The sequence below is a fragment of the Brevundimonas sp. genome, from assembly GCF_036399195.1.
Classification (GTDB): Bacteria; Pseudomonadota; Alphaproteobacteria; order Caulobacterales; family Caulobacteraceae; genus Brevundimonas.
The window spans coordinates 1-13651 of record NZ_DASWNO010000117.1 but is presented as its reverse complement, the minus strand read 5'-3'; the positions used below and the strand labels follow the sequence as shown (position 1 = coordinate 13651).

The window sequence follows — 13651 nt, the reverse complement described above, 5'->3', positions numbered from 1 at the left end:
CGGGGCCCAGCGGCCCGGTCCACGGCTCGCCCGCCGCCGGGGCGGCGTCGAGACCCAGCAATGATCGGCCCAGTTGGTCCTCGCGCGGCGGGCCCGAGAAGAACAGGGTCCGGCGCGTCTGCCCGGCATGGCGGGCGAAGGAGAAGGCCAGCTGCCAGGTGAAGGAAATCCAGCCCTCGATCATGCCGTCGAACACGTCCGACCAGTCGCCGGCCGGGGCCGAGCGTACGACACGCACCAGGCTGGTTTCGCCGCGCGCCTCCACCTCGTAGCGATCGTTGACACCGACGAAGGTGACGACGCGGCGGGCTTCGTCGGCCTCGGCGTGGGTCACGAAGATGAAGTCGATCTCGTCCTTCAGGCCATCGGTCTCCCAGCCGAACCAGTCCTTGATCTTGGCCGGGTCCCGCAGGGCGGCCCAGACCGCGTCGGCGGGGGCAGGGACGGTGACTTCGACGAGGACGTGGTCCTCCATGGGCTGGTCGGCGGCGTCGGTCATGGCTCAGTTCCTGACGGGTGCGGGGCGGGGCAGGGCGGGGTGGGCGGCGGCGACGAGGCGATATCGGCGCCCCGACGCAGCGGCGTATTTGCGCGCCAGTTCGGCGGCGGCGGCGCTCAGGTCGTTGGTGAAGGCGTCGAAATCCGCGGGCGTGGCGAAGGTCAGCTCGGTTTCGACGGTGAGCGTCAGCAGGCGCGCGCCTTCTGCGGCGGCGTCCTGCCGCATCCGGGCCACGTCGCGCACCATGGTCGAGGCGGTGGAGATCAGGTGGTCGGCGGCGTGGCGGTCCTGGGCCTCGACGGCTTCCGGATCGGACGGCGCCTGCATCAGGGCGGGGTCGAGGACGTAGCTCTCGGCCGCGACGAACAGGTGTTCGACGAATCCGCGCTTGCGCCGCTCGCCGGCGGGGCGGACCAGCCCCGCCGCCTCGAGGGCGCGAAGGTGATAACCGATCTTCTGACGAGGCATGCCAAGCTGCTCCGCGAGACCGGCGGCGGAAGCAGGCTGGGTCAAGGCTGACAGGATGCGCCGCCGGATCGGCGCCATGGCCATCCGGGCGGTGTCCAGGTCATCCAGAAGGGCGGACGGGCGCAAGGTCATCCCGGCAGATTGTATTAGACAAATAGAGTTGTCAAATGAGCGGCGGACGATGATCAGGCCGGTCGGCGGACGTCCGCGGAGGCGCGCTCTAGCAGGGCGGCCGGCGACTCTCCGGGCTGGATCTCGGCGACCCCCACCTCGAACTCCACCACGAAAGGCGACCGGTCCGGGCCCGCGTCAAAGGCGGTGCAGCCGATGACGGCGGCGATTCTGTCGGCGGCGATGCGCGCAGAAGGACCGCGCGTGGCCGGCAGGGCGAGGGCGAATACGTCCGCCGACAGCCGCGCCGCCGTATCCTCGGTGCGGATCAGGCGGGACACCATGGCTCCGATCTGCGGCAGGGCGCGATCAAGCCAGCCGTCTTTGCGGGCCTCGGCCACCGGCTCCGTGTCGGCGACGCGCAGCACGGCGATTGAGAGTGGCCGTCGGCGCAGGCGGGCGCCTTCGGCCACCCGGGCCAGATGGCTGGCGAACAGCGGCGGCGTGAACAGTCCGGTCGCCGGGTCGGTCAGGCCGGAGCCCCGGGCGCTCTCGAGGGCCTTGCGGATCGCCAGATGGCGACGGTGGGCGCGAGCGAGGGCGCTGACCCTCTCGGCCGTTTCATCCTCTGGCGTATCGGCGGCGGCGACATCGGCGAAGCCGCGGTTGTAGAGTTCGGCCAGATTGATCTCGGCCGCGCCGCGCAGATAGAGCACGGCCGGGATATGATAGAGGCGGGTGTTCCGCTTCATCCCCGAGGCGATCGACAGGGCCGGCGCATGATCCTCGCCGCCCCACAGCACCGCGGCGTCGAATGGCCGTTCATGCAGATAGTCGAAGGCCGTGTACGGCGTCGGCGCGGCGACGACCTCGCAGCCACGCTCGGCGAGCGCATTGGACAGGGCGAGGAAATGCCGATCGGGCTTGCCCGCCGCCAGGACCCTGAGCGGCGCATCGTCCGGCTCCGGCACGGGCAGGGGCTGGCCGCGGGCGGCGAAGGTGGCCTCGCGCAGGACCACCTCCTCTTCCGCGATGGCGCTCCGGGCCAGGTGCTCCAGCCGCAGCGCCGCCTGCGCCGCGTGGGGTGGCTGGGTCATCGTGATCTCGGCGGAGCCCGGCGCCCAGAGCGCGGTCTCGGGCCCGATCGCCAGAACCGGCAAGCGCCGCGGCGCGACCGTCTGGCGCATCGCGGCGATGCCGTCCTCGGCGCCCGGCATACGGCCGTCGAGAATGACGGTCTCAAGCGGCCAGTCGATCAGCACCTGCACCGCCGCGGCGAGGGAGCGGGCGGTGACCGTGCGCCACCCGAGCGCGTCCAGCCCCTTGCACAACGGGCCGATCAGGTCGTCGTCGGGCGCGACGACGAGGATGCGCGGATCGGAACTCAAGGGTGGATACTCCCGCCGCGCCCGCCCCGGGTCGCGCTTCATCGGCGGCGACCTTAGCGAGAGCAGGCGCCCACAGGCAACGGTTCCTCCCGCCGTATCCCCAGCGCGCTTCCCCGCGGGAGGAAATGAGGTAGTAGTGCGCGGCTGAGCGGGCTGTTGTGGGTGCTGGATTGCAGGCGAAACCGAATATGGACGTGGCCGGCCGCTGGGCGAAGCTGGCGCTGTCGGGACGACTGTGGGCCCGCGCCTTCTCGCGCAGCTGGGGCCGCGACGTCATGCTCTACACCGGCGGGGTGTCGTTCTTCGCCCTGTTGGCGGTCTTCCCCGCGATCGCCATCCTGATCGGCTTCTACAAGGCGGTGCTGTCAATCGCCCAGGTCAGCGAGCAGGCCGCCGCGCTGGCGGACGTCATGCCGACCGCGGCCCGCGCGATCTTCCGGGCCGAGATAGAGCGGCTGGCGAACGCCTCGGCGCGGACGGTGTCCGCCCAGAGCTTCTTCGCCGTCGTCATCGGCGGATATGCGGCCCACCGGGGCTTCAAAGCGCTTTTGGCCGGGCTGAACCTGATTCACGACGAGAAGGAGCCGCACGGCTTCTTCAAGTTCAACCTGCTGGCCTTCTTCGTCGCCCTCGCGGCCTTCCTGCTGTTCACCGTCGTCTCCGGGGCGGTCGTCACCTCGCGGCTGTTGGAGCACGCCGGCCCCGATGCAGCGTCTTCGGCTCCGCAGGGCGGACTTGCACTGGTCGGACTGTGGCCGGCGCTCGGCCTCGGTCTGGGCCTGACCATGTTGTATCGCTACGCCATGTCCCACCGGACGCCGGTGGCGTGGGGACCGGCGGTCGTGGGCGGCGTTGTCGCCACTGTCATGTCCACGGTCTCGTCTTGGCTGTGCGCCATCTATGTCGAGCAGATCGCGCCGCTGGGGGCCACCTACGGCTCGGTCGGCGCGGTGGTCGTCTTGCTGATCTGGTTGTCGTGGAACGTGAACGCCATCTTCTACGGCGGCGCCTTCGCCACCGAGATGGAAATCGCGGCTCGCTCGGCCGACGCGCCGGAGATCGAATCCGAGGCGCCGCTGCCGGACAGCGTCGTCAGCCTCTCGGAGCGCCGGGCGTCTCGACCACGATAGTCAGGAGGCCGTCCGTCTCCTCGACGGACACCAGCGCCCCTCCCGTCTCCGCCAGGAGGTGAGGCACGTCGATGCGGGCCATCGGGTCGGTGGCCAGCAAGGTGATGCGCGCGCCGGGACGCGCCTCGCGCATGGCCTTCTGCAGCTTCAGGCTGGGCGTCGGGCAGCGGTGGCCCCGGGCGTCGACGATCATGTCCCGATCCGCTCCAGCAGCATGCGCAGGGCCTGCCGTACGCTTTCCAGGCGCACGGCCTCCCGACCGATGTCGCCGAATCGGCGCTCCACGTGAACGAGCCCCGACGGCCCGATGGCCGCGAAATGCACCAGCCCGACCGGCTTGTCGGGCGAGCCGCCGCCCGGTCCGGCGATCCCCGTCACCGAAACGGCCGTTTGCGCGCCCGAGCGGCCGAGGGCGCCTGCGGCCATCTCGCGGGCCACGGCCTCGGACACCGCGCCCTGGGTCTCGATCAGCGTCGCCGGAACGCCCAGCAACTCGGTCTTGGCGGCGTTCGAGTAGGTGACGAAGCCCCGCTCAACCACGGCCGAAGAGCCGGCCACCGCGGTCAGCGCGCCGGCGACGAGGCCGCCGGTGCAGCTTTCCGCCACCGCCGTCATCATGCCGCGCGCCGACGCGGCCTCGATGACTTGCCGGGCGAGCTGATCGATATCGTCAGGGAACATCGCGCGGGGGCTTTCCGAAGGAATGGCGAGTCGGTCTAGGGTGCGCGCACGCGTCCGGGTGCGGCGCCAGCATACGGGGCGGGGATGAGCGACACCACCATCGAAGCGGGTGCGGGCCCTCGTGGCGACCGGCTGACGCCGCTGCTGTTCGCGCTGGCTATCTTCACCTCGGCCTCGCTCGTGTTCGTGGTCCAGCCCATGGTGACCAAGCTGGTCCTGCCGATGTTGGGAGGATCGCCGGCGGTCTGGAACACCGCCATGGTCTTCTTCCAGACCGCCCTTCTGGCCGGCTACGCCTATGCTCACGGGCTGCAGCGGATTGGATCGATCAAGCTCCAGGTCGCCATCCACCTGGGCCTGCTGCTGATGGCGGCGCTGTTCCTGCCCCTGCGGATCAACGGCTGGCTGGGAGACCCCGATCCCGCGGCGCCGATCGCCTGGCTGCTGGCCACCCTCGCCTTGTCCGTGGGCGCGCCTTTCGCCGTGCTGTCGGCCACCGCGCCGCTGCTGCAGGCCTGGTATGCGCGCGTCCGGGCCGGCTACCCCGATGGTCAGAACCCCTACGTCCTCTACGCCGCGTCCAACCTCGGCAGCTTCCTGGCGCTGCTGTCATACCCGATCCTGATCGAGCCGCTGGCGACACTGTCGGGGCAGCGTTTCGGCTGGAGCGCAGGCTACGCCGCCTTCATGCTGATGATTGTGGGTCTGGCCCTAGTGGTCTGGAGCCGGCGGCTGGACCGCACATCCGAGCCCGCTCGCCTGGCCGCCAGTCCGCCGATCTCTCTCAAGGACAAGACCGTCCTTGTGCTGCTGGCGGCGGCCCCCTCCAGCCTGATGCTCGGGGTCACGGCTCATCTGTCGACCGACGTCGCCTCCGCGCCCTTCCTGTGGGTCGCGCCGCTGGCCCTGTACCTGCTGACCTTCGTCATCGCCTTCCAGACGCGGCCTTGGATCCCGCTCGGCGTCACGCTGCCGGTGCAGGCGGCCATCGGCGCGGTATGCGTCCTGCTCGTGGCGTTCCGCTCGTCGAACTGGAGCATGGCCTTCGCCATCCATCTGCTGGCGTTCTTCTTCACGGCGCTGATGTGCCACCAACTGCTGGCGGCGCGTCGCCCCGCGCCGGACCGGCTGACGGAGTTCTACCTGCTGATGTCGCTCGGCGGCGTCGTCGGCGGCGCCTTCACCGCGCTTCTGGCTCCAGTGATCTTCAACATGGTCTGGGAGTACCCGCTGGTGCTCGTGCTCGTCGGCCTGGCGCGGCCGTGGGGCCGTGGAAGGCTGACCGCGACGCAGATCGGCCTGCTGGCGGCCGCCGCAGCGGTCTCGGTCGCACCGGTGGCGCTGTCGATCTGGTTGAACAACAACGACGCGGCGCGAACGGCCTTCTACCAGATGTCGCCCTTTCCCATGGGGCAGCTGGCGATGATCATCCTGCTGCCCGCCGTGATCTGCGCCTTCCTGCTGCGCGACCGGGGACTGGCGTTCACCGCCGTGCTGTTGATGGTCACCCTGTCGTCTCAGTGGATCAGTCGGGGTTACGACTGGAGCTACTCGGGCCGCAGCTTCTTCGGAGTGATGCGGGTGGCGAACGTCCCCGATCCCCGGCTGGGCGGCGATGTCCACGTGATGATGCACGGGACGACCCTGCATGGGGCGCAGGCCCGCGATCCGCGCTTCGACTGCGTACCCACCCTGTACTACGCCCCGGCGACGCCCATCGGGCAGGCGGCGGAGATGGTCCAGCAGCGCGGGCCCGCGCGCATCGGCGTGGTGGGGCAGGGCTCAGGGGCCATGGCGTCGTACAAGCGCGCCGAGGACCGCATGACTTTCTTCGAGATCGACCCGATGGTCGACCGGCTGTCGCGCGATCCGCGCTGGTTCAGCTACATCTCCGGCTGCGCCTCGGGCCCGATCGATACGGTGCTGGGCGATGCGCGCCTGACTCTCGCGCGTCAGCCGGCGGGATCATACGACCTCCTGATCATCGACGCCTTCTCGTCGGACGCCGTGCCGACGCACCTGCTGACGCAGGAGGCGATCGCCGGCTATCTGGCGCTGCTGAAGCCGAACGGGGTCGTGCTGCTGCACCTGTCGAACCGGAACCTCGACATCACCCTTCCCGCGATCGCCGCGGCGCGGGCGCTCGGCAAGGCGCATCTGCACCAGATCTACTACGAGAGCGACGCGACGCCTGACATGGCCGAGGCCTCGACGGAGGCGCTGGTGCTGTCGCCGACGCCGGAGGGGCTGGCGGATTTTCGCGCGGACGCCCGCTGGAAGCAGGTTCGCTCGACCACGGTGCGGCCATGGACCGACGACTACGTCAATCTGTTCGGCTCGCTCCAGCGCAGCATGTTCCCGCCGCCCGAGAGGCCGCTCTAGGCCGGCAGTTCGATCGTCGCCAGCGCTTGGGCGGCCAGACCTTCGCCGCGACCGGTGAAGCCCATGGCCTCGGTGGTCGTCGCCTTGACGCTGACGGCGTCCAGCGGGAGCGACAGGATGGCGGCGAGGCGTTCGCGCATGGCCTGGCGGTGCGGCTTCACCTTGGGACGCTCGCAGATCAGGGTAACGTCGACATTGATCAGACGCCCGCCGCGGGCCGTCAGGCGCTCGACCGCATGGACCAGGAACTGATCCGACGACGCCCCCTTCCACTGCGGGTCGGTCGGTGGGAAGTGATCGCCGATGTCCCCGTCGCCCATGGCGCCAAGGAGGGCGTCGGTCAGGGCGTGCAGTCCCGCGTCGGCGTCGGAATGGCCGATCAGGGTCTGGTCGTGCGCGATCTCGACTCCGCACAGCCAGACGGACGACCCCGGGCCCCAGCGATGGGCGTCGAACCCCTGACCCACGCGAACCTGTCTCGGGATCAGTGCTTCGGCCATGGCGAAATCCTCGGGGTAGGTGAGCTTCATCAGGCGCGGGTCGCCCGGCACGAGACGGACGCGGCCGCCGGCGCGCTCGACCACCGCGGCCTCGTCGGTCGCGGCCTCGTCCTTGGGCCAGGCGGCGTAGGCGTCCACGATGGTCCGCCAGCGGAAGGCTTGGGGCGTCTGCGCCCGCCACAGATTCTCGCGATCGGCGCCGCCTGAAACCCAGCCGTCGGTCGCCCGCCTGAGGCTGTCGGCGACTGGAAGGGCGGGCAGGGCGCCGTCGGCGCCGACCAGGGCGGCGACCAGCCGGTGGATCAGTGCGAGGTCGAGAAAGGGCCGCGCGGCGTCGTGGATCAGCACAGGCCGATCGGGATGGCCGCCCAGCGCGTTCAGGCCATTCTGTACGGAGACCGCCCGCGTCTCGCCGCCCACCGCCAGCCGCCAGCCATTCAATCCGGCAAGGGCGGTCTCAGCCTCGACCTCGGATGCGGCGGGAGCCACCACCACGACCTCGTCGGCGCCCGCCTTCAGCAGCGCCTCGACGGACCAGCGCACCACCGGCTTGCCGCCCAGCGTCCGCCACTGCTTGCCGCCGCCCGCGCGCGATCCGGAACCGGCGGCGACCACGATTGCGGCGAAGGGAACGGGAGGCGGCGTCATCCGGGCCTTCTAATCGCCGCGGTTGCGCTTGACGAGGGGCGGCAGGCGCGTGGAAAGGGGCCGATGGCCATCGGAATACAGATCGGCGACGTCTGGGTGCCCGGCCGGGTGCTGACCGCGCCCATGACCGGCGTGACCGACCTGCCGTTCCGGCGGCTCGCCTCGCGGCTGGGCGCCGCCTATGTGGCGACGGAGATGGTCGCCTCCGCCGAGCTGGCGCGGGGACGCCCCGACGTGGTCCGTCGGGCAGCGGTCGGCGAGGGCCTGCCCCTGACCGTGATCCAACTGGTCGGGCGCGACCCCGCGACCATGGCGGAGGGCGCGCGCATGGCCGAGGCCGCGGGGGCCGACATCATCGACCTGAATTTCGGCTGCCCCGCCAAGGAGGTCACGGGGTCCGCTTGCGGCTCGGCCCTCATGCGGACACCGGATCTCGCTTGCCGCTTGATGCAGGCCGCTGTCGAGGCCACGTCCCGGCCCGTCACGGTCAAGATGCGCCTGGGCTGGGACGACGCCAGCCGAAATGCGCCGGAGCTCGCGCGCATGGCCGAGGACCTAGGCGTGCAAGCCGTGACCGTGCACGGGCGGACCCGCGCCCAGTTCTATACCGGCACGGCGGACTGGGCGGCGGTCGGCGAGGTGAAGGCGGCGGTCACCATACCGGTCGTGGTCAACGGCGACATCCTGACGGCCGAGGATGCGCGGGAAGCGTTGCGTCAGTCGGGGGCCGATGCGCTCATGCTGGGTCGCGGCGTCTACGGCCGCCCTTGGCTAGCCGCCCACCTGGAGCGCGCGCTGGCGGACGGGACAGTGCTGCGGGAGCCGGACCGGCTGGAGCGGCTGGGCATCGTCATCGAGCATCTGCAGGCGTCCGCGGCATTCTACGGCCTGCCGCTGGGGCTCAAGATGTTTCGCAAGCATCTCGGCTGGTACATCGAGCAGGCGCCGTGGCCAGAGGAGGCGCTCGAACGGCGGGCGGCGAAATCCCGTCTCTGCCGCCTGGAGACACCGGAGGAGATTGGCGCGGCCCTCGCGGCCCTCTGGGCCCCGGTGGCGCAAACCGGCAACTGGACTGTTGATATTCGGCCACAGTTGGCCGAAGCTGGAGTCGGATGACGGACACGCCGACCGCCGCTGCAGAACCCGCCGCCGGGCCCCCTCACGGCGCGCTGCGCTGGTTTGCGGACTGGTCCGAAGAGCGGCGCCGCAACGCCTTCCTCATCGCCTACGCCATAGCCTTCCTGATCACGGCCGCCGCCATCTGGCTGGTCGCTGTCGCGCCGGGGGCGAGCGGCGAGGGGGCGAGGGCGGGGGCCAGCGAGGCGGTGCTGCTCATCCTCGGCGGCAACCTCCTACTCATCGGCGCTCTCGCCGCCGTGGTGGGCCGTCGCGCGCTGTCGCTGTTCCGGCGCAGAACGGATGCGGGCGCGCGTCTGCACCTGCGATTCGTGACGCTGTTCTCGATGGTCGCCCTGGTGCCCGCTGTCCTGATCGCGCTCGTGTTCGGCGTGCTGGTCAACCGGGGCGTTGACCAGTGGTTCAGCGGCAACGTTCAGTCGGCCGTGGATAACGGCGCTCTGATCGGAGAGGCCTATCTCGATGACGTCTCGGAGGAGATGGACGGCGATCTGCGAGTCATTGCCGATCAACTGGTTGGGGCCCGGCCGCTGTTCGAAAACCGCATCCAGTTCTCTGATGCCCTGACCCAGATCGCCGACCTTTTCGGCTATCCCGCGATCTATATCCTCGGGCCTGACGGCGAGGTGCTGGCCAGCGGCACAGCGCCCGGCGCACCTCCCTATGTCGCGCCACCGCGCGTGATCCTGGAGGCCGCCTCGGAAGGCGGAGAGCCACCCCAAGAGGTGACCGAGAACCCTGACGCGGTGCGCTCCCTGATCGCGCTGCCCGCCTACGGCGACGCCTATCTGTATCTTGTGCGCCCCCTAAAGGACGGTCTGATCGCCCAGATGCGAAACGGCGAGGAATCGATCGTCGCCTATCGCGAGGCGCAGGAAAGCCGCGAACGGATTCAGGCGGCCTTCGCGCTCAGCTATTTCGAGACCGCCCTGCTGGTCCTGGTGGGCGCGATCTGGCTCGGCATGGGCGCGGCGAGCGCCATCTCCGCGCCGATCGGGCGGCTGGTCGAGGCGGCTGACCGGGTCGCGGGCGGCGACCTGACCGCGCGGGTCGACGGTTCCGAGGGGCCGGGAGAGATCCGCACCCTCTCCGCCGCCTTCAACCGGATGACCGGCGACCTCGAGGCCCAGCAGGCGGCCCTGCGCGCGGCGAGCGAGGAGGCGACGGGGCGCAGCCGCTTCATCGAGACCGTGTTATCCGGCGTCTCCGCCGGCGTGATCGGCCTTGACCGCCGCCGGCGGGTCTCGGCTATCAACGACAGCGCCGTGGAACTGCTCGCCATCCGCGACCCGCACATCATCGGTCGCCCGCTCGGCGAAGTGTCGCCCGAGTTGAGCGAACTCGCCGGGCGCGCGGAGGCGCACATCGAGGAAGAGATCGACGTCACCCTGGAAGGCGAGACCCGGCGCCTGCGGGTCCGCATCGAAGGCGGGATCGGCGGCGAGATGGTGCTGACGTTCGACGACATCACCCGGCTGGTCACGGCCCAGCGCAACGCCGCCTGGCGCGATGTCGCGCGGCGGATCGCGCACGAAATCAAGAACCCGCTGACGCCAATCCAGCTGTCGGCGGAGCGTCTGCGGCGGCGCTACCGGGCGCAGGTGGTCGATGACGTCGAGGTGTTCGACCGCTGCACCGAAACCATCATTCGGCAGGTGGGCGACATCGGCCGGATGGTCGACGAGTTCTCGTCATTTGCGCGCATGCCGGCGCCCCGGTTCACCGCCGCCGATCCCGCCGAACTGCTGCGCGAGGCTGTCTTCGCCCAGCGCGTGGCTGCGCCGGATATTGGCGTCGAGCTGGTGGAGCCCCTGCCGAAGGTCGTGCTTCACGCCGACCGGCCCATGATCGGGCAGGCCCTGACCAACATCCTCAAGAACGCCGGGGAGGCCGTGACGGCCCGTCGCCTGATCGCGCCGCGCGACGGTGACGACGAGACCCCCGGCATTCGCGCGCGGTTGGCCGTGGAGGACGAGGTCGTGACCTTCGTCATCGAGGACGACGGCGTGGGCCTGCCCGCCAAGGACCGCGAGCGGCTGACCGAGCCCTATGTCACCACCCGCGAGAAGGGCACAGGCCTCGGCCTCGCCATCGTGAAACGCATCTGCGAGGAGCATGGCGGCGAGTTGAAGCTGGCCGATGCGGAACATCTTTCCGGCGCCCGCGTGTGCCTGATCTTCCCCCTGAAATCCCAACCGACCGGCCCGGCCGGAGCGAAGGATGCGAAAGCCTCCCGCTCCCGGTCCATACCGGCCGCTGAATAGCGAGGCGTCATGCGATCCACGGGAGCCGACATTCTGGTCGTCGACGACGAGGCCGACATCCGCGAGCTGGTCTCGGGCCTGCTTGAGGACGAGGGCCACGCCGTGCGGGTGGCGTCCAACTCCGACGAGGCCTTGGCTGCGATCCGGGCGCGCAAGCCGTCGCTGGCCCTGCTCGACATCTGGATGCAGGGCGGCGGGCTGGACGGTCTGGAGCTCCTGGATGTGATCAAGGAGCTGGATCCCGACCTGCCGGTTGTGATGATCTCGGGCCACGGCAATATCGAGACGGCGGTGACCGCCCTGCAACGGGGCGCCTATGACTTCATCGAAAAGCCGTTCAAGTCGGACCGGCTGGTCGTGGTCGTGCAACGGGCCCTGGAGACCAGCTCGCTTAAGCGCGAGAACCGCCGGCTGCGCGCCCAGGTCGCGGCGCCGACCGGCTTCATCGGGCGCTCCGCCGCGGCCCAGACCCTGCGCAGCACCATCGCCAAGGTCGCCCCCGCCAACAGCCGGGTGCTGATCTCCGGTCCAGCCGGCTGCGGCAAAGAGCTTGTCGCGCGCCAGATTCACGAAGCCAGCGCCCGCGCCAAGGGCGAGTTCGTCGCCATCGCCGCGGCGGGCATGACCCCGGAACGGCTGGACCTCGAACTGTTCGGCGAGGAGGGCCTCGACGGCCGTCCGCGCAAGATCGGCGTGTTCGAGCGCGCCCACAACGGCACACTCTATCTCGACGACGTCGGCGACATGCCGCGCGAGAGCCAGAGCCGGGTGCTGCGGGTGCTCGTCGAGCAGCGCTTCCGCCGGGTAGGGGGCGAGCAGGACGTTCAGGTCGACGTGCGCGTCGTCACCTCCACCTCCCGCGACCTGAAGCAGGAGATCGCTGAGGGCCGCTTCCGGGAGGACCTGTTCCACCGTCTGAACGTCGTGCCGATCCGCGTGCCGGCGCTGTCCGAGCGGCGCGAGGACATTCAGGAGCTGATCGACTATTTCATCGACACCCTGTCGGTGTCCCAGGGTCTGACCCGGCGGCGGCTGGGCGACGACGCCATCGCGGTGCTGCAGGTCCACCCCTGGCCGGGCAATGTTCGCCAGCTGCGCAACAACGTCGAGCGGCTGCTGATCCTCGCCACCGGAGACCCCGACGAGCCGATCAGCGCCGACATGCTGCCGCAGGAGGCGACCAACGCCAACTCGACCGGCACGCTCGGCGGCGAGCGCATCATCGCCCTGCCGCTGCGGGAGGCGCGCGAGGTGTTCGAGCGCGAGTATCTGGCGGCCCAGATCATGCGGTTCGGCGGCAACATCTCGCGCACGGCCGCCTTCATCGGCATGGAGCGGTCGGCCCTGCACCGCAAGCTGAAGTCGCTGGGCGTCTCGCCCGCGCGGGGCGGGGAGGAAGAGCTGGACGAGGTCGTCGAGGCATGAGCCGCGTCGCCTACGTCAACGGCCAGTACCGGCCGCACGGGCAGGCAACGGTCCACATCGAGGACCGCGGCTTCCAGTTCGCCGACGGCGTCTATGAGGTCTGGTCGGTGTTCGACGGGCGGCTGGCCGACTTCGACGGGCACATGACGCGACTGCACAGGAGCCTCGACGAACTGCGGATCGACATTCCGATGTCGCGCGAGGCCCTGACACGGGTGCTGCAGGAGACGGTGCGGCGTAACCGGGTGACCGAGGGGCTGGTCTACATTCAGGTCACCCGGGGCACGGCGCGGCGGGACCACCCGTTTCCGCCCGAGGGCACCCCGCCCAGCGTGATCGTCACCGCGCGCTCGCTGCCGGTGTCCAAGGGGAATGCGGCCGCCGCCAAGGGCGTGGCGGTCGTCACCCATCCCGACATCCGCTGGGGCCGCTGCGACATCAAGACGGTCGGTCTGCTCCCCAACGTCCTCGCCAAGCAGGCGGCCAAGGAGAAGGGCGCCGCCGAGGCCTGGATGGTCGATGAGATGGGGCTTGTGACCGAGGGGTCGTCGACCAACGCCTGGATCGTGGACGCCGACGGCGTGCTACGCACCCGCGACTCCCAGTCAAACATCCTGCGGGGGATCACCCGGGCCGCGGTGCTGGCGCTGGTCGAGAGCGAAGGACTGACCTTCGAGGAGCGCGCCTTTTCAGTCGACGAGGCCAAACAGGCGCGCGAGGCCTTTTACACTTCGGCCAGCGGCTATGTGATGCCGGCTGTGTCGATAGACGGCGTGAAAATCGGCGACGGCAAGCCGGGCCCGGTCGCCACCCGCCTGCGCGAACTCTATCTCAATCAGGCGCGCCGCGACGCCATCTAGCCGTTGCGGCTCCGCGCGGGCGGTGTCTAAGGTGGCGGGCCGGACGTTCGATCCAGCCCCGCGTCGCTCTTGCGGCCGGAGAACAAGCAAGAACAGGCTGAACCTGCCATGTCGCAAGACAAGTCCAAGAACCTTCAGGACACCTTCCTCAACAGCGT

At 70.1% G+C, this 13651-nt stretch carries 12 protein-coding genes; 6 read left to right on the top strand and 6 right to left on the bottom strand.

The window, feature by feature from the left end; translation table 11 throughout:
* From VGB60_RS05585 to VGB60_RS05575, 3 genes are all read right to left on the bottom strand, one after another.
* A partial coding sequence (locus VGB60_RS05585; protein WP_331037278.1) for a hypothetical protein occupies nt 1-499 on the bottom strand: 499 nt, incomplete at its 3' end.
* Nucleotides 500-502: 3 nt separating this feature from the next.
* Nucleotides 503-1099: a winged helix-turn-helix domain-containing protein gene (locus VGB60_RS05580; RefSeq protein ID WP_331037277.1), complete on the bottom strand. Its 597-nt coding sequence runs from the start codon at nt 1097-1099 to the stop codon at nt 503-505.
* A gap of 53 nt (nt 1100-1152) precedes the next feature.
* A complete protein-coding gene (locus tag VGB60_RS05575) occupies nt 1153-2466 on the bottom strand; it encodes a diguanylate cyclase domain-containing protein (protein ID WP_331037276.1) in 1314 nt (437 codons plus the stop codon).
* 188 nt (nt 2467-2654) lie between these two features.
* Here VGB60_RS05575 and VGB60_RS05570 point away from each other — a divergent pair, with 188 nt between their 5' ends.
* A complete protein-coding gene (locus VGB60_RS05570; RefSeq protein WP_331037275.1) occupies nt 2655-3596 on the top strand; it encodes a YihY/virulence factor BrkB family protein in 942 nt (313 codons plus the stop codon).
* Here the strand turns inward: VGB60_RS05570 and VGB60_RS05565 are convergent.
* Nucleotides 3559-3789: a sulfurtransferase TusA family protein gene (locus tag VGB60_RS05565; protein ID WP_331037274.1), complete on the bottom strand. Its 231-nt coding sequence runs from the start codon at nt 3787-3789 to the stop codon at nt 3559-3561. The two genes, VGB60_RS05570 and VGB60_RS05565, sit on opposite strands and share 38 nt — an antisense overlap.
* Complete coding sequence (locus VGB60_RS05560; protein WP_331037273.1) at nt 3786-4277, bottom strand: CinA family protein; 492 nt, start codon at nt 4275-4277, stop codon at nt 3786-3788. Before VGB60_RS05560 ends, VGB60_RS05565 begins: the two co-directional genes overlap by 4 nt.
* A gap of 84 nt (nt 4278-4361) precedes the next feature.
* Between VGB60_RS05560 and VGB60_RS05555 the strand changes: the two genes are divergently transcribed.
* The gene (locus tag VGB60_RS05555) at nt 4362-6659 is read left to right on the top strand and encodes a fused MFS/spermidine synthase (RefSeq protein WP_331037272.1); all 2298 of its coding nucleotides are present in this window, start codon (nt 4362-4364) and stop codon (nt 6657-6659) included.
* Here the strand turns inward: VGB60_RS05555 and VGB60_RS05550 are convergent.
* On the bottom strand, nt 6656-7807 hold the full coding sequence (locus VGB60_RS05550; RefSeq protein ID WP_331037271.1) for a bifunctional 2-C-methyl-D-erythritol 4-phosphate cytidylyltransferase/2-C-methyl-D-erythritol 2,4-cyclodiphosphate synthase: 1152 nt from the start codon (nt 7805-7807) through the stop codon (nt 6656-6658). The two genes, VGB60_RS05555 and VGB60_RS05550, sit on opposite strands and share 4 nt — an antisense overlap.
* Nucleotides 7808-7870: 63 nt before the next feature.
* Between VGB60_RS05550 and dusB the strand changes: the two genes are divergently transcribed.
* The 4 genes from dusB to VGB60_RS05530 are packed head-to-tail and all read left to right on the top strand — an operon-like array spanning nt 7871 to nt 13493.
* Nucleotides 7871-8923 carry a tRNA dihydrouridine synthase DusB gene (gene dusB / locus VGB60_RS05545; RefSeq protein ID WP_331037270.1) on the top strand — a complete coding sequence of 351 codons (1053 nt, stop codon included), beginning with the start codon at nt 7871-7873 and terminating at the stop codon, nt 8921-8923.
* Nucleotides 8920-11208, top strand: coding sequence for a PAS domain-containing sensor histidine kinase (locus VGB60_RS05540; RefSeq protein WP_331037269.1), 2289 nt, complete (start codon nt 8920-8922; stop codon nt 11206-11208). Before dusB ends, VGB60_RS05540 begins: the two co-directional genes overlap by 4 nt.
* A gap of 9 nt (nt 11209-11217) precedes the next feature.
* A complete protein-coding gene (locus VGB60_RS05535) occupies nt 11218-12633 on the top strand; it encodes a sigma-54 dependent transcriptional regulator (RefSeq protein WP_331037268.1) in 1416 nt (471 codons plus the stop codon).
* Nucleotides 12630-13493 carry a D-amino-acid transaminase gene (locus VGB60_RS05530; protein ID WP_331037267.1) on the top strand — a complete coding sequence of 288 codons (864 nt, stop codon included), beginning with the start codon at nt 12630-12632 and terminating at the stop codon, nt 13491-13493. Before VGB60_RS05535 ends, VGB60_RS05530 begins: the two co-directional genes overlap by 4 nt.
* Nucleotides 13494-13651 lie beyond the last annotated feature (158 nt).